This is a genomic window from Flavobacterium palustre (genome assembly GCF_014639535.1).
Taxonomy (GTDB): Bacteria; Bacteroidota; Bacteroidia; order Flavobacteriales; family Flavobacteriaceae; genus Flavobacterium; species Flavobacterium palustre.
Window position 1 is genome coordinate 20,135 of record NZ_BMGA01000009.1, and the last position, 16,294, is coordinate 36,428.

The 16,294-nt window shown below is 36.8% G+C and carries 12 protein-coding genes; 10 read left to right on the top strand and 2 right to left on the bottom strand.

Annotated features, from left to right (window positions below; genetic code table 11):
* Nucleotides 1-10: 10 nt before the first annotated feature.
* Entirely contained in the window at nucleotides 11-2,206 is a 2,196-nt protein-coding gene (locus tag IEV84_RS14595; RefSeq protein WP_188495216.1) for an ATP-dependent DNA helicase RecQ, read from the top strand.
* 104 nt (nucleotides 2,207-2,310) lie between these two features.
* Here IEV84_RS14595 and IEV84_RS14600 read toward each other — a convergent pair whose 3' ends face one another.
* Nucleotides 2,311-2,544: a hypothetical protein gene (locus IEV84_RS14600; protein ID WP_188495218.1), complete on the bottom strand. Its 234-nt coding sequence runs from the start codon at nucleotides 2,542-2,544 to the stop codon at nucleotides 2,311-2,313.
* Nucleotides 2,545-2,786: 242 nt separating this feature from the next.
* Between IEV84_RS14600 and IEV84_RS14605 the strand changes: the two genes are divergently transcribed.
* From IEV84_RS14605 to IEV84_RS14645, 9 genes are all read left to right on the top strand, one after another.
* Nucleotides 2,787-4,364, top strand: a complete 1,578-nt coding sequence (locus tag IEV84_RS14605; protein ID WP_188495220.1) for an NAD(P)/FAD-dependent oxidoreductase — start codon at nucleotides 2,787-2,789, stop codon at nucleotides 4,362-4,364.
* A 232-nt stretch (nucleotides 4,365-4,596) separates the two neighbouring features.
* Nucleotides 4,597-4,980 (top strand): hypothetical protein, encoded by a 384-nt coding sequence (locus tag IEV84_RS14610; protein WP_188495222.1) that lies wholly within the window; start codon nucleotides 4,597-4,599, stop codon nucleotides 4,978-4,980.
* A 103-nt stretch (nucleotides 4,981-5,083) separates the two neighbouring features.
* Entirely contained in the window at nucleotides 5,084-6,199 is a 1,116-nt protein-coding gene (locus IEV84_RS14615) for an efflux RND transporter periplasmic adaptor subunit (RefSeq protein ID WP_188495224.1), read from the top strand.
* A gap of 31 nt (nucleotides 6,200-6,230) precedes the next feature.
* Complete coding sequence (locus IEV84_RS14620) at nucleotides 6,231-9,395, top strand: efflux RND transporter permease subunit (RefSeq protein ID WP_188495232.1); 3,165 nt, start codon at nucleotides 6,231-6,233, stop codon at nucleotides 9,393-9,395.
* Nucleotides 9,395-10,825, top strand: a complete 1,431-nt coding sequence (locus IEV84_RS14625) for a TolC family protein (RefSeq protein ID WP_188495234.1) — start codon at nucleotides 9,395-9,397, stop codon at nucleotides 10,823-10,825. Before IEV84_RS14620 ends, IEV84_RS14625 begins: the two co-directional genes overlap by 1 nt.
* Before the next feature lie 374 nt (nucleotides 10,826-11,199).
* Nucleotides 11,200-12,048, top strand: coding sequence for a hypothetical protein (locus IEV84_RS14630; RefSeq protein WP_188495236.1), 849 nt, complete (start codon nucleotides 11,200-11,202; stop codon nucleotides 12,046-12,048).
* A 147-nt stretch (nucleotides 12,049-12,195) separates the two neighbouring features.
* Complete coding sequence (locus tag IEV84_RS14635; RefSeq protein WP_188495238.1) at nucleotides 12,196-12,453, top strand: DUF7660 family protein; 258 nt, start codon at nucleotides 12,196-12,198, stop codon at nucleotides 12,451-12,453.
* A gap of 5 nt (nucleotides 12,454-12,458) precedes the next feature.
* On the top strand, nucleotides 12,459-12,911 hold the full coding sequence (locus tag IEV84_RS14640; protein WP_188495240.1) for a hypothetical protein: 453 nt from the start codon (nucleotides 12,459-12,461) through the stop codon (nucleotides 12,909-12,911).
* Between the two features lie 240 nt (nucleotides 12,912-13,151).
* A complete protein-coding gene (locus IEV84_RS14645) occupies nucleotides 13,152-13,589 on the top strand; it encodes a hypothetical protein (RefSeq protein WP_188495242.1) in 438 nt (145 codons plus the stop codon).
* Nucleotides 13,590-13,892: 303 nt separating this feature from the next.
* Here the strand turns inward: IEV84_RS14645 and IEV84_RS14650 are convergent, their stop codons facing one another.
* Nucleotides 13,893-16,226: a glycoside hydrolase family 2 TIM barrel-domain containing protein gene (locus tag IEV84_RS14650; protein WP_229732702.1), complete on the bottom strand. Its 2,334-nt coding sequence runs from the start codon at nucleotides 16,224-16,226 to the stop codon at nucleotides 13,893-13,895.
* Nucleotides 16,227-16,294 lie beyond the last annotated feature (68 nt).

Below are 16,294 nucleotides of genomic sequence, written 5' to 3' on the forward strand. Positions count from 1 at the left end.
ATAATAAAGAATGAATTCAAACGAAATTGATATCCATAAAGAATTAAAGAAATATTTTGGCTTTAGTCAATTTAAGGGATTACAAGAGCAGGTGATTACAAGCTTAATGAATAAGCAAAATACATTTGTGATAATGCCTACAGGTGGAGGAAAATCGTTGTGTTACCAGCTGCCTGCTTTAATACAGGAAGGGACTGCGGTAGTAGTTTCTCCATTAATTGCTTTAATGAAAAATCAGGTTGATGCTATAAGGAGTTTGTCTTCAGAAAACGGTATCGCCCATGTGTTAAATTCTTCGCTTACTAAAACAGAAACCGCTCAGGTTAAAAAAGACATTACTTCAGGATTAACCAAATTATTATATGTCGCTCCGGAATCTTTAACAAAAGAAGAGAATGTTGCCTTTTTGAAAAGTGTACCCATTTCTTTTGTAGCCATCGATGAAGCGCATTGCATCTCAGAATGGGGGCATGATTTTAGACCGGAATACAGAAATTTAAAGAATATTATCAAACAACTGGGTGATGTGCCTGTAATAGGGCTTACTGCTACGGCCACTCCAAAGGTGCAGGAAGACATTCTGAAAAATTTAGAAATGTCTAATGCAGTTACCTTTAAGGCTTCGTTTAACAGACCGAATTTGTATTACGAAGTACGTACCAAAACTAAAAATGTCGAATCGGATATTATTAGGTTTATCAAACAACATAAAGGAAAATCAGGTGTAATCTACTGTTTGAGTCGAAAAAAAGTAGAGGCAATTGCCGAGGTGTTAAAGGTTAATGGTATTAGTGCTGTTCCTTATCACGCAGGATTAGATGCGAAAACCCGTGCCAAACATCAGGATATGTTTTTGATGGAAGATGTAGAAGTGGTGGTTGCTACAATTGCATTTGGAATGGGAATTGATAAACCAGACGTTCGTTTTGTAATTCATCACGATATTCCTAAATCATTAGAGAGTTATTATCAGGAAACCGGTCGTGCAGGTCGCGATGGAGGTGAAGGACATTGTTTGGCTTATTACTCTTATAAAGATGTTGAGAAATTAGAAAAATTCATGTCAGGCAAACCGGTAGCTGAACAGGAAATAGGTTTTGCTTTGTTGCAGGAAGTGGTTGCTTATGCCGAAACTTCAATGTCCAGACGTAAATTTTTACTGCATTATTTTGGTGAGGAATTCGACAGCGAAACCGGAGAAGGAGCCGATATGGACGACAACGTTAGGAATCCGAAGACGAAAGTTGAGGCTAAAAACGAAGTGGTGAAATTACTGGAAGTAGTTAGAGATACGAAGCATTTATACAAGTCCAAAGAAATTGTTTTTACTTTAATAGGTCGTGTCAATGCAGTAATAAAAGCGCATAGAACCGATTCGCAGTCGTTTTTTGGTTGCGGTGTTGCCCATGATGAAAAATACTGGATGGCATTGCTGAGACAGGTTTTGGTAGAAGGCTTTTTATCCAAAGATATTGAGACCTACGGAATTGTTAAAATCACTCAAAAAGGATTGGATTTTATTGCAAATCCTACTTCGTTTATGATGTCAGAAGATCATGAGTACAGCGATGCTGAAGATGAAGCGATTGTAACTGCTGCAAAATCAGCAGGAACAGCTGATGAGGTTTTGATGGAAATGTTACGTGATTTACGTAAAAAAGTTGCGAAAAAATTAGGTGTGCCTCCTTTTGTGGTTTTTCAGGAACCTTCACTGGAAGATATGGCTTTGAAATATCCTATTTCTCAGGCTGAATTAATTAATATTCACGGGGTAGGAGAAGGAAAGGCTAAGAAATACGGAGCTGAGTTTGTAGCATTAATTAGCAGGTATGTTGAAGATAATGACATTATCAGACCTGATGATTTGGTAGTGAAATCTACCGGAACAAATTCGGCTAATAAATTGTATATCATTCAGAATATTGACAGAAAATTGTCTTTAGATGATATTGCCAAGGCAAAAGGATTAACAATGGATGCTTTGATTAAAGAAATGGAGCAAATTGTGTATGCCGGAACCAAATTAAATATTCAATATTGGATTGATGATATGCTGGATGAAGATCAGCAGGAAGAAATCCACGACTATTTTATGGAATCCAAAACCGATAAAATAGAAGAAGCTTTAAAAGAATTTGAAGGCGAGTATGATATTGACGAATTGCGTTTAATGCGTATTAAATTTATTAGTGAAGTAGCAAACTAGATTTTAGAATGCAGATTTCAGAATTAAGATTTCAGATTATATTGTAAACGATTTAATCTGAAATCTTTTTTTATTTCTGCCTTCTGCTTTCTGAATACTGCAGACTAATAAAGTACAGCTCGATGTGGCTTTAATGCATCTCTGACCTGAATCATATTTTCATCGGTAACAACCATAAATGCGATAGCCTGCATTTCGCCCTGAATTTCAAATCCGGTGATGTTTAACGACAATTTTTCAATAGCGATATATTCTTTCAAATGAATTTCGTGATGTTCGGCTGTTTTAGCTGCTGCAGGACCACGAAAATCCCAAATCATTTTTATTTTTCTGGACATTTTTTCTAAAGATGTTTAGGTTCTAAGGTGCAAAGTTACAAAGTCTGTTTTACGAAGAAGAAAAAAGTTGCTACATAATTAACCGCAAAGTACGCTAAAATTTAATTTCACTTTGTGTTTTTATACAACCAGATCTTAAAAAACTTAGCGCACTTTGCGGTTAATTACATAAAGTTATTTCAAAATAGTATTTTTGCAACTTCTTTCATAAAAAGAAAGCTAATTAGAATAAATAAGATACCATGCCAAAAGAACTTTTACTTCAGGTAACTCCGGAAATAGCTGCCAACGAATTGTTGCTTAAAGACTATTTATCTAAACAGATAAAAGTTGCTCCAAATGAAATTCAGCATATTGCTATTTTAAAACGTTCCATTGATGCGCGCCAAAAAGCGATAAAAATCAATCTGAAGGTTCTTATTTATCTAAATGGCGAATCGTATCAGGAGAATATTTTACAACTTCCGGATTATCCCAATGTGACCAATGCACAGGAAGTAATTGTGGTGGGAGCTGGTCCTGCCGGGCTTTTTGCTGCTTTGCAATTGATAGAATTAGGTCTGAAGCCAATTCTTATCGAACGCGGAAAAGATGTTCGTGGTCGCCGTAGGGATTTAAAAGCGATCAACCGTGATCATGTAGTTGATGAAGATTCTAATTATTGTTTTGGTGAAGGCGGAGCAGGAACGTATTCGGATGGGAAATTATATACCCGTTCTAAGAAAAGAGGTGATGTCAATCGAATTTTAGAATTATTGGTGGCTTTTGGGGCTACTCCCGATATTTTAGTAGATGCACATCCACACATTGGAACGAATAAATTGCCTAAAATCATCGAAGATATTCGTGAGAAAATAAAAGAATGTGGCGGTCAGGTTTTATTTGAAACCCGAGTAACTGATATTTTAGTTAAAAATAATGAGATTGAAGGAATTGTAACTCATAAAGGCGATACTATTTTAGCTAACAAATTAATTTTAGCTACCGGACATTCTGCCAGAGATATTTTCGAATTATTAGACAGAAAAAAAATAGTAATTGAAGCAAAGCCTTTTGCTTTAGGTGTTCGTGCCGAACATCCGCAATCGTTAATTGACAGTATTCAATACAGCTGTGATTACCGTGGTGAATTGTTGCCACCTGCTCCTTATAGCATTGTAAAACAAGTAGGAGGAAGAGGAATGTATTCGTTTTGTATGTGTCCCGGCGGTGTGATTGCTCCTTGTGCAACGAGTCCGGGCGAAGTGGTTACAAATGGCTGGTCGCCTTCTAAAAGAGATCAGGCTACCGCCAATTCTGGAATTGTAGTAGAGTTAAAATTAGAAGATTTTAAGCCTTTTGCAAAATTTGGCGCTTTGGCCGGAATGGAATTTCAAAAGAGCATCGAACAAAAAGCCTGGCATTTGGCAGGTCAGACTCAAAAAGTACCGGCTCAAAAAATGATTGATTTTACGCAATCTAAAATTTCGAAAGATATTCCTAAGACTTCTTATGTGCCCGGAACAACTTCGGTTGAATTAGGGCAGGTTTTCCCTGGTTTTTTGACCCAAATATTACGTGAAGGATTTACTGCTTTTGGGAAATCTATGAAAGGCTATCTGACCAATGAGGCGGTACTTCATGCGCCTGAGTCCAGAACTTCATCACCAGTGCGAATTCCGAGAGACGGAATAACATTAGAGCATTTGCAAATTAAAGGTTTGTATCCTTGCGGAGAAGGCGCCGGTTATGCAGGCGGAATTATTTCGGCAGCAATTGATGGTGAAAAATGTGCCTTGATGATTGGCGAAGCTTTGAAGAAAAATAAAGTCATTCGCTAAACTAACGAAATGATAAACTAACAAGCAGTTACACGGATAATAATCGGTGTGTTTGTATTATGCCAAAAGTCAATATGGTATTCTGTATTTTGAGAGTTTTGTACAGGAACAGCCCCAGTTAGCAGTGTGCTTTGAAGTCTCCTGATCCACTTTGCGTTGTTGTAAAAAGACCTTAAAGTTTTCTTAAATCAAAGTTTATCACTTTGTATTACTATATATTTGCAATCCAAAAATGAAAGAGCCACAAATACATATTAATTCCATTTTGATTTGGCTAATTCTGCCATTTCTTTTCTTTAGTACTTGCATCATAGCAAATACTACAGGAAAAATGGATTCTTTTGTGTCATTTTCAGAAATCGAAAAAACGATTGCATTTAGTATTAAAAATACCTCAGAACCAACCCGAAAGGGACTTCCTGAAAAATCTTCTACAGAAAATAATCTGATATCAAATCCGGATATTGAAGAGGTTACTAATCTTTTGATGGTAAAAAATATTATTTTCTTAAATGTTTTTCATTTGTGTTTTCCAAGACGAGTGCCCATTAATTACGAGGAAACTTACCATATGCAATTTCATTCTGATATTGTACCTCCACCTCCTAAAGTTTAATAATTTTTATAAGTCCTTCTACTGATTTGCTATTCTAAAAACACAGAATACGCAAACAGCTTTGCTTTGAACTACTTTTAAATTTTATTAAATAATCCTAAAAATGAACAAAATTGTTTTAGTTTTTGGCCTATCTGTACTTTTAGGCTCTACAATTGCTTGTGACTCAAAAAAAGCAGAAAAAATTGCTTTAGAAAAATATCCAACAACAAAACCGATAGTAGTAGATACTACCTACACCAATGAATATGTTGCTGAAATTCAATCGTTGCAAAATGTTGAAATTCGTAGTAAAATCAATGGTTATATCGAAAAAATTCACATAGACGAGGGAAAACCGGTTAAGGCAGGACAATTGTTGTTCAGCATCAATAGCCAAGGTCTTCAAAAGGAATTTCTTAAAGCCAAAGCTATGGTGAAAAGTGCTTTGGCAGAAGCTAAAAACGCCGAATTGGATTTGCAGAATGTAAAAACTTTAGCGGTGAATAATGTCGTTTCTAAAACGGAATTGGAAAAAGCTCAGGCTGTCTATGCCGCTGCTTTGGCACGTATTGATGAACATCGTGCTAACGAAGCAAGTGCCGCTATTCATTTGTCGCTGACAAAAATCAAAGCACCTTTTGATGGAATTATCAACCGTATTCCATTTAAAACAGGAAGTTTGATTAACGAAGGAACTTTGCTGACTACGATTTCCAATAACCGTTCGGTTTATGCGTATTTCAACGTATCTGAAAAAGAATACCTGCAATTTAAAGCACAAAATACTAACAAAGACCGTAATGGTATTACCTTACTTTTGGCAGATAATAAACCGCATAAGTACAAAGGTATCATAGAAACTATCGAGGGGGAATTTGACCCCAATACCGGAAATATTGCTTTTAGAGCCAAATTCCCGAATCCGGAATTATTACTAAAACATGGATCAAGTGGAAAAATCCAATTGACCAATACCCTGAATAAAGCTTTGATTATTCCTCAAAAAGCTACTTTCGAAATTCAGGACAAACAATACGTTTACGTAGTTGATAAAAATAATACCGTACATGCCCGAAATGTCGAAATAAGACAACGAATTCCACACTTATATGTAATTGCTTCGGGACTTTCCGCATTTGATAACATCATTTACGAAGGAATTCAAAATCTAAAAGAAGGGGATAAAATAAAGCCACAGCTTGTAGCGATGCATCAATTGATTTCTAAATTACAATAAGGCGTAATTCAAACAAAAAACAAATCAATTTATGTTTACAAAATTCATACACAGACCCGTACTGTCGATAGTTATATCGCTGATGATAGTACTTTTGGGGGCATTGTCATTGACGCAATTGCCTATGACCCAATTTCCTGATATTGCACCACCCGAGGTTACTGTAACTACCAAATATACTGGTGCTAATGCTGAAGCCTGCGTGAAAGCTGTGGTAACCACTTTGGAACGAGCTGTAAATGGAGTTCCCGGAATGGCTTATATGTCGTCGGTTTCCGGAAATGACGGAACCAGTGTTATCAATATCATTTTTAATGCCGGTACTGATCCGGAAATTGCCGCTGTAAACGTACAGAACAGAGTTTCCTCAGTTTTGGACGAACTACCCGAAGAGGTAATTAAATCGGGAGTTATTGTTGAAAAAGTACAAAACAGTATGTTGTTGTACCTCAACATTTTGAGTTCGGATACCAAATTAGACGAAAAATTCCTGTACAACTTTGCCGATATTAATATCCTTCCTGAGCTGAAACGTATTGAAGGAGTTGGATTTGCTGATATTATGGGACAACGCGAATACGCTATGCGTGTGTGGCTGAATCCTGTTAAAATGGCTTCTTATAATATTTCTACCGAAGAAGTAGTGCAAAGTTTAAAACAGCAAAACATTGAGGCTGCTCCCGGAAAAGTGGGAGAAAGTTCGGGTAAAATAGAACAATCACTGCAATATGTAGTGAAATATACAGGGAAATACAATACCAAAGAGCAGTATGAGAACGTAATTATTAAAAGAGATTTTCAGGGCGAATTATTGCGTTTAAAAGATATTGCTGAAGTAGAATTTGGCTCACTGGACTACGACGTTCTTTCTAAAGAAAATGGTAAGCCATCTGCAGCAATTGTGTTAAAACAACGTCCGGGAAGTAATGCCAGCGATGTAATTGAAAATATCAAAAGCAAGATGGAGGAATTAAAAACCTCTTTTCCGGCTGGAATTTCATACACTTACAGCTATGATGTTTCGAATTTCCTGAACGCATCGGTAGAAGGAGTATTGCATACTTTGGTGGAAGCGTTTTTATTAGTGGCTTTAGTGGTTTTTATCTTCTTAGGAGATTTTCGTTCGACACTTATTCCTGCTATTGCCGTTCCGGTATCGCTTATCGGGACTTTTTTCTTTATGCAGTTGTTCGGGTTTTCCATTAACCTGATTACTCTGTTTGCCTTGGTGCTTGCTATCGGTATTGTGGTAGATAATGCCATTGTTGTAGTGGAAGCGGTTCATGCCAAAATGGAAGAAGAACACCTTGAGGCTAAAGAGGCTACTGAAAGTGCAATGCACGAAATAGGAGGAGCCATTATAGCGATTACCTTAGTGATGGCTGCGGTATTTATTCCGGTTGCTTTTCTTCCCGGTCCTGCGGGAGTTTTCTACCGTCAGTTCTCTGTCACTATGGCTATTGCCATTGTACTTTCAGGGATTAGTGCTTTGACTCTTACGCCTGCTTTGTGCGCAATGATGTTGAAAAATACGCACGGACAAGCTAAAAAAGACAACTGGATCAATCGTTTTATTGATTCGTTTAACAAGCAATACAATAAGATATCAGATCGTTACCGAAAATTATTAGGATTAATAGTTAACCGTCGTGTAGTAACTATTGTGAGCTTACTGATTTTCTGTGTTGCAACTATGGGCTTAGGGAAATTATTGCCTACCGGATTTATTCCAAATGAAGACCAGGGGACCATTTATGCGAGTATCACAACTCCGTCCGGAGCTACCCTTGAGCGTTCGGAAGCAATTGTTGATGCAATTCAGGAAGTGGCTATGAAAAACGAAGGAGTTGCTTCGGTTTCAACTCTGGCAGGATATAATTTCCTGACAGATGGAACAGGTGCTTCTTACGGAATGAATTTAATCAGTTTGAAAAGCTGGAACGACCGTAAAAATGCTACCGACCAGGATATTATTCAGGAATTAAAAGAAAAAACCAATCATATTAAGGATGCTAAAATTGAGTTTTTCACGCCACCTCCTGTGCCCGGATACGGAAATTCCAGTGGATTTGAACTCCGAATTTTAGATAAAACCGGAAAAGGGGATTTGAAAAAACTCGAAGAGGTAGCTCAGAATTTTGCTGCTGAATTAAATAAAAATGAGGCTATTAAGAATACTTTTTCCTCTTTTGATGCCAGTTTTCCGCAGTATTTGGTCAATATTGACAATACCAAAGCTGCCCAAAAAGGAGTCAACATCAACGAAGTCTTAAGCACTTTACAGACTTATTTGGGAAGTGATTATGCCACCAACTTTATCCGATTCAATCAGATGTACAAAGTGATGGTGCAGTCATCACCGGAATACCGGGCTAAACCCGAAGATATTTTGAAATTGTATGCCAAAAACTCCGAAGGTGAAATGGTGGCAATGTCTTCGTTTTTATCTATCGAAAAAGTTTACGGACCGGAGCAAATTACCCGTTACAACATGTACACTTCGGCTATGTTAAATGGAGAGCCGAAAGAAGGTTACAGTAGTGGTCAGGCAATTGAAGCTATAAAAACCATTGCAGCTGAAAAACTGCCTAAAGGTTATGGATATGATTGGGGAGGATCCTCACGTGAACAGGCCAATTCAGGTAACGAAGCGATATACATTTTCTTAATTTGTTTGTTGTTTATTTACTTTTTATTGGCAGCGCAATACGAGAGTTTTCTGTTGCCATTACCGGTGATTTTATCCTTGCCTACAGGAATCTTAGGAGCCTTTTTTCTATTGGCTGCTTTGGGATTAGAGAATAATATTTACGCTCAGGTAGCAATGGTAATGCTCATTGGGTTATTAGGTAAAAATGCCGTATTAATTATCGAATTTGCAGTATTGCGTCACAAAGAAGGACTTCCTCCGTTGCGGGCTGCTATTGAAGGGGCAACAGCGCGTTTACGTCCTATTTTGATGACTTCATTTGCTTTTGTTGCCGGATTAATTCCGTTGATGCTGGCCTCTGGAGCCGGTGCCATTGGAAACAGAACTATCGGAACAGCCGCAGCCGGAGGAATGTTTTTCGGAACCGTTTTCGGAGTACTGATTATTCCGGGCTTGTATTTCATATTTGCCACTATTTCCGAGAAAAATATCCTTATTGAAGGAGAAGAAGAAAATCCATTAACCGAAGAAATTGATTCCTTATAATGATGTCACGAATAAAAATAATAACAGGATGTGTCGCTCTTGTACTTTTTGCGCTGGGATGTAAAACCGCAGTAATTCCTCCAACGGAGGCCATCAAGCCGCTGCCGGAATTCTATACAGCCTCAAAAGATACAATCAATGTCGCTGCAACCAAATGGGATGTGTTTTACAAAGATGCTTATCTGAAGCAATTAATAGAAACCACCTTGGCTAATAACTACGATTTATTAGCCGCAATGCAAAAAATTGAAATCGCTCGAAACACCGTACGTTTTAACAAAGGCGCACAATTGCCAAGTTTGAATGCAGGTATTGGTGCTGCCCAACGCAAATTTGGGTTGTACACCATGGACGGTGCCGGAAACGCTACAACAGACATGCTGCCCGGACAAAGAGTGCCGGAACACTTACCGGATTATCTGGTAGGATTCAACGCCAGCTGGGAAGTTGATGTTTGGGGCAAACTCCGTTCTAAGAAAAAGGCTGCTTTGGCTCGTTACAGCTCTAGTATAGAGGCAAAAAATGCCATACAAACTGCGCTGATTGCTGAAGTTGCCGCTACTTATTTTGAGTTATTGGCTTTGGATAACGAATTGGATATTATCAGAGAAACCATTTTATTACAACAAGCGGCCTTAGCCATTATTAAAATTAAAAAACAAGCAGCTGTTTTGAACGAATTGGCTGTGAAACAATTTGAAGGTCAGGTTTCCAATTCAAAAGCGCTTGAATTTGAAATTTTGCAGAAAATTACCGTTGCTGAAAACAAATTAAATTTCTTGAGTGGTCAGTTTTCCAAAACCGTTTTGCGGGACAAAACAAAATTTAATACTCTCGACAGCCAACTTATAAGCGTGGGGATTCCATCGCAACTCCTTAAAAACAGACCTGATATTCGTCAGGCTGAGTTGGAATTGTTTGCTTCAAAATGTGATGTAAAATCGGCTAAAGCTGCTTTTTATCCATCGTTTACAATAACCGGAAGTGTAGGTTATCAGGCTTTCAAGACAGCTCTCCTGTTTCAGGCACCCGAATCGTTTGCTTATAGTATTTTGGGAGGATTAAGCGCTCCTTTGCTAAACCGAAATGCCATCAAAGCGCAGTTCAATACGGCCAAAGCGAATCAAACAGAAGCCCTGCTTAATTATCAGAGAATCATTTTGTCAGGCTATTTCGAGGTAGCAAATGAATTGTCGAATCTGAATAATTTAAAGCAATTCTATGAATTAAAAGAAAAAGAAGTGGCTACTTATACACAAAGTACCGCTATTGCAAATGATCTTTTTAAATCAGGAAGAGCCAGCTATTTAGAGGTTTTAATGAGTCAGCGTACGGCTTTAGAATCCAAAATAGAATTGATTACTACCCGAAAATTACAGCATCAGTCAGCAATCCATCTCTACAAAGCTCTGGGAGGCGGATGGCAATAAGCCGGTATCTGTTTTGGTATCGTTTTAGCTTGTAATTTAGAGTACAAATTGTAACAGCATTAGAGGTTGTTTGAAAATTAGTTTTCAAACAACCTTTTTTTACGCATTATCTTTTCATCAAAGGCAAATAATAAAAATTGCGCTGTTGCCCCGAGGCTTTTGTGAAAAAGAAAAGAGTTTTGAATATATATGAAAAGTATTTGAATAAATTAAATATCTTTCTTGTTTATTTGTAATAAAAATATTATTCTATATTTGTGAAATAATGCGCTATAAAGTAGCGACTATACACCCAAAATAGGGTAGATTGTCGCTACTTTGTAGCGAGTATATACTAGTTATGTGCCATTTAACAGCAGAATCGGAAATAAAAAATGAAACAAAGGGAATTTACATCAATAGGATTTATTTTAAGCTTGGTCATTTTACTTCTAAATGATTTTTATTTAAAAAGTCTTTACGGAAATTGGCTAACTGGAAAATTATCTGACTTTGCTGGATTATTTATTTTTCCCTTATTTTGGACAATTCTATTTCCAAAATTGAAAGATAAAATATACTTTGCATCTGCTATTTTATTCATTTATTGGAAAACAGTTTACAGTGAACCTTTAATTGAAATTATAAATCAATATTCTATAATTAACCTGAATAGAGTTGTTGATTTGACTGATTTATTAGCATTACTAATTTTACCATTTTCCTACTCATATCATCAAAAAGACAATAAAAATTTCATAACTATTAATCCAACATTTATTGTTATTTTAACCTGTTTTTCTTTTATAGCTACTAGCTATGATTCAGAAATAGAATATAAAAACGAATATACTTTTGACTTTCCTATTGATACTCTTAAAACAAAAATTTATTACCTGAAAACTATTTCTAACCAATATGAGAAAGAAAAAGAAAATTACATTTTAGACTCAACTGGAAAATACAAAATTCATAAATATTATTGGGACACAATTGATGCAAAAAAGCCACCTATTGATAAGTTTGTGAAAGACACAGTGGCCTTATTTATTTTCGAAGATTTTTGTTTTGAAGGATATGACGCAAAACTTGTAATTAGTGGCGATAATACGAAATCAAAAATCAAAGTTTTAGGCTTTCATCATAAATGCCCAAAAGATGAAAAGACTTTAACACATTGGAATGATGACGAAGAAATATTATCTAAATCATTTGAGAAAAAAGTCATCCAACAACTAAAATAAAAACGGCACATAACACACGCTACAAGCAATTTGGGTTTTAGGCTTAATTTGAAATTGGTTGTCTATTTGGAAGATTTGGCAAATCCGAAGAATGGGCTTAATTTAGTCCCAAACTGCTTGTAGCGCGAGAACGTTATAGCCAATTTTATGAACGACACACTTAACGACTTTAAAGTAAAGGACAGACAAAGCTTCATTAAGTTTCTTGACTTATTACGCAAGAACTTTTTGGATAATCCTGAAAGTTGGGAAAATAAAACTTTGCCTGACTTTTTAGAAGCGTTAAGTGCATACACAGAAGACGTTCAAGGTTATTACGACAATATGAAACTAAATGTAAACGCTGACAAACCAGACTGGTCAACATTTGCCGATATTTTTAAAGGAGCGAAAATTTACGAATAGAAGAAATGACCAGGCAGGAACAAATATATAATTGGCTAACAACTGGACTTCAACAACCAACCGACCGATTTTCGGAGATATTCTATTACGATAAAAGAGATAATGAATTTTTCTCAATTCTTGTCACAGACTATTTTATGTTTGACGAAAACTTGAATATTGCGAAAGACATAACAACGACTTACTCCAAAGAAAATCTTGAAACGCTTATTGACAGAATAAGGCGAATAGAAAACAAGGACGTTGCAATTATTTCTTTGCCAAGGCTGGGTAATTCACCAAATACTGCGGACACAGAATTCATTTCTCAGCAAACAGAGAGTTTTTTAAACTTAAATTCAATTAACATTGAGACAGCAACAATTTGGGAAGTTGAAGAAAGTGGAACAATAACCATTGACCTAAAAAATGAAAGAGAATCATTGATTAAAAAACCTTGGTGGAAAGTATGGAAATAAAAACTGGCTATAACAGGGGTTTTGCGAAATTGGGGCTGAAGTGCTAAATTAAAACATTCGGAATTTTTATGTACATTAGTGCTAGGCTGAAACGAAGTGCATTTTAAACCCCAACTTCGCAAAGCCCCGAAACGTTATGTGCCATTTTAAGACAACGACAACAAAGTGACAGAGAAAATCAACAAAATATTACAAGACTTAGTTGGACTTCCCTTGACAAGGACGACCAGAGCTTCAAATATGGAGTGTTTAAAATTTGGGACTTTATATCTCAAAGACAGAGAAGGTGAGACTTGGAATTCTGGAGAATTTGGATTACACCTTCAATGTCCTTGGCGTTTGACAAATGACAACGAAATAATTGTTGGCAGTAACGACTTATATGAACAAGCAGACGAAACAGCGGACTATGACGAAAATTTTAATTGGGAAGAGTTCAACGCAAATTTAAGGGACGTAAAACTTGACAGGTTTATATCAGAAACTAAACACTTAGTAAAATCAGCATTTGCAGACAATTTTGGCGGACTTCAAATATGTTTTGACAGTAATGTAGTTTTGACTGTTTTTCCTGTAATCGCATCAAAGGCGGACAACGAACATTGGCGACTACTTGACAACAGGGATGAAACTAAAAATCATTTTATTAGTAAATCAACAGGCTATGTTTTGGACTGACAATTACACGACCGAAAGAAAAACGGCACATAACAGCACCTACCCAAAAGGCGGGGTTTCGTGCTCCGCAGACAGTTTTGTGGTTAATCAAACATTAGTTTTTCAAATCAAGTTTTGTGGTATAATTTTGTTTTTTGGGTAGCTGCAAAACGTTATGAGCAACCCCAGCTCTCAAAAGACTCTTTAAAAACAAGAACAACATTAATTAGCATCATCCGAAACTAAATCAGAAACATTTCTTATAAGCAAAACAAGCTATCTTTTTTAAGGATAGCTTGTTTTGTTATTAGTTTTAAAAAGTAATTATTTCTTCTCAGCAACAATTTCAACAGGAATTGAACCTGGTGTCAGACCTTCAACATCCGCTTTAATTGTAATTGTGCCGTTGTCTTTAGCTGCTTTAATAATTGCAATGGCGCTACCCTGATACGCTCTGGTTGCAGGACCTTGGTAGCCTTCGTGGTCAATAATATTTCCGTTGTCCACAGCAACAATTTTACCGGAATCCGTAATAGAGAATTTGATTAGATTATCAGCATTCGCGCATCGGATTCCTTTTTCGTCCACAATAGTTGCGGTAATAAAAGTCACATCATCCCAGTTGTTAGCAACCGTAGCATTGCTTTTGGTCAGGATAATTTTTGCCGGTTTTCCTGCTGAGGTATGTTCTTCCTGAGCCACAATTTTTCCGTTGTTTTTTCCAATGGCTTTGATAGTGCCTTCTTCAAAAGTAACATTCCATTCTCTTGGCGAATCATCGGCAGGTTTTTTCAAAGAACCTAATGATTTATCATTCAGAAAAAGTTCTACTTCGTCGCAGTTACTATATACATTTATTTTGGCATTGTCATACGTATCGAAATCATTTGGCGTCCAGTCGGCAACCCAAAATCCAGCTCCTGCATTATCTGATTTTCGAACAATATGAACAACCGGTTCTTCAGACCACCAGCTGTCTCTTTGCAAAGATTGTTGTTTCCAGTTTCCGGCTCTGTCAAATAATCCTTGATTGTTAGTGGTTTCCGGCCAATCGGCTTCGCCTAAATAATCGTAACCGGTCCATAAAAATTGTCCAGCCATGTATGGTTTGTCTCTTAAGGCTAACCATTGGTTCAATACATGTGTGTTTTCAGTACCAATAACTTTCCATGTCGGATTTGCTTCGTGAGCAGCTATCAGTTCGTTTTCACGGTAATTTTGCCCTACAACGTCCATTTGTGCTGCAAAACCGCTAAGATATACTTTAGAATTTGCCGGTCTGAAAAGCGCCATTGTTACAGGTCTGGTATTATCATATTTTTTAACTACATCTTCCTGCATTTTATACGTTTTGTAGCCTTCAGGATAACTTAAATTATCATGGATTTCATTTCCAATGCTGTAAATCACAATCGAAGGATGATTTCGGTCTCTCAAAATCATATCTTTCGTGTCCTGTTCCCACCAATCCTTAAAGTTTAGATTGTATCCTTTTTCACCATTGTGTTTGGCAGCCGTCCAGGTATCGAAAGTTTCATCCATAACCACAAATCCCATTTGATCACACAAATCCAAAAATTCAGGTGCTACAGGATTATGAGAAGTACGAATTCCGTTTACGCCCACTTCTTTTAGTTTTTTCAAACGTTCTTTCCAAACGCCAAGCGGAACGGCAGCTCCCACAGCGCCACCATCGTGATGCAGACAAACACCTTTTATTTTGTAATTTTTGTTGTTCAACCAAAAACCGGTTTCGGCTCTAAATTCGGCATTTCTGATTCCAATAGTTGTCGTCTCATTATCGATAAGCGTTTTTCCGGAATACAATTTGGTAGTTACAGTATATAAATTGGGTGCTTCAATATTCCATAATTTAGGATTGATGATTTCAATCTCTTTTGATAATTCGTTGTTTTTTCCGGCGACAATATTTTCCTGACTTTCTATAGATTTCACGACTTTTCCGCTGTTATCAATAATGTCAATCTGTAATTTATAAGTTCCGGCAACTCCGTTTTCTATTTCCGTTTTTATATTTATTACCGCTTTTTTTGCAGTAGGATTAGGTGTCGTAATTTGTGTTCCCCAATGTTTAAAATGGGTTTTGTTTACAGCAACTAATCGTACATGGCGATAGATTCCTGCTCCGGTATAATAGCGTGAAGCGGGTTGGATTGTATTGTCTGCACGAACTGCAATTACGTTGTTTTTTCCTTTTCCAAAGTTCAAATACGGAGTTAAATCATATACAAAACTGATGTAGCCGTAAGGCCGTTTGCCTAAATGTTTGCCGTTAATCCAAACCTCGCTGTTGGCCATCACGCCATCAAATTCGATAGAAAATAATTTTTTTGAATCGGCTTCGTCTAATTGAAATGTTTTGCGGTACCAGCCAATTCCGGCAGGCAAATAACCGCCACCACGGGCTGTAGGGTTTTCACGGTCATAAGGACCTTCGATGCTCCAATCGTGTGGAACATCCAGTGTTCTCCAGCTTTTATCATTGAAATCTAATTTTTCAGCTCCAGCAATTTCTCCTTTTATAAATTGCCAGTTGGCGTCAAAGTTGATTGTTTTTCGCACTTGAGCAAAAACTGTAGTTGTAAATGCTAAAAAGAATAAAAGACTGTAGGTTTTTATATTTTTATGTTTTTTCATTTCGGTGGGTTTATTTTTTATTGTGACTATCCGTTCCTCATGTTAATTATTGAAAATGGCACGCAGAT

What these genes read in the sequence shown, in the direction of transcription:
- IEV84_RS14595 (WP_188495216.1), top strand. Translation starts at nt 11, where the DNA reads ATGAATTCAAACGAAATTGATATCCATAAAGAATTAAAGAAATATTTT.
- IEV84_RS14600 (WP_188495218.1), bottom strand. Translation starts at nt 2,544, where the DNA reads ATGTCCAGAAAAATAAAAATGATTTGGGATTTTCGTGGTCCTGCAGCA.
- IEV84_RS14605 (WP_188495220.1), top strand. Translation starts at nt 2,787, where the DNA reads ATGCCAAAAGAACTTTTACTTCAGGTAACTCCGGAAATAGCTGCCAAC.
- IEV84_RS14610 (WP_188495222.1), top strand. Translation starts at nt 4,597, where the DNA reads ATGAAAGAGCCACAAATACATATTAATTCCATTTTGATTTGGCTAATT.
- IEV84_RS14615 (WP_188495224.1), top strand. Translation starts at nt 5,084, where the DNA reads ATGAACAAAATTGTTTTAGTTTTTGGCCTATCTGTACTTTTAGGCTCT.
- IEV84_RS14620 (WP_188495232.1), top strand. Translation starts at nt 6,231, where the DNA reads ATGTTTACAAAATTCATACACAGACCCGTACTGTCGATAGTTATATCG.
- IEV84_RS14625 (WP_188495234.1), top strand. Translation starts at nt 9,395, where the DNA reads ATGATGTCACGAATAAAAATAATAACAGGATGTGTCGCTCTTGTACTT.
- IEV84_RS14630 (WP_188495236.1), top strand. Translation starts at nt 11,200, where the DNA reads ATGAAACAAAGGGAATTTACATCAATAGGATTTATTTTAAGCTTGGTC.
- IEV84_RS14635 (WP_188495238.1), top strand. Translation starts at nt 12,196, where the DNA reads ATGAACGACACACTTAACGACTTTAAAGTAAAGGACAGACAAAGCTTC.
- IEV84_RS14640 (WP_188495240.1), top strand. Translation starts at nt 12,459, where the DNA reads ATGACCAGGCAGGAACAAATATATAATTGGCTAACAACTGGACTTCAA.
- IEV84_RS14645 (WP_188495242.1), top strand. Translation starts at nt 13,152, where the DNA reads ATGGAGTGTTTAAAATTTGGGACTTTATATCTCAAAGACAGAGAAGGT.
- IEV84_RS14650 (WP_229732702.1), bottom strand. Translation starts at nt 16,226, where the DNA reads ATGAAAAAACATAAAAATATAAAAACCTACAGTCTTTTATTCTTTTTA.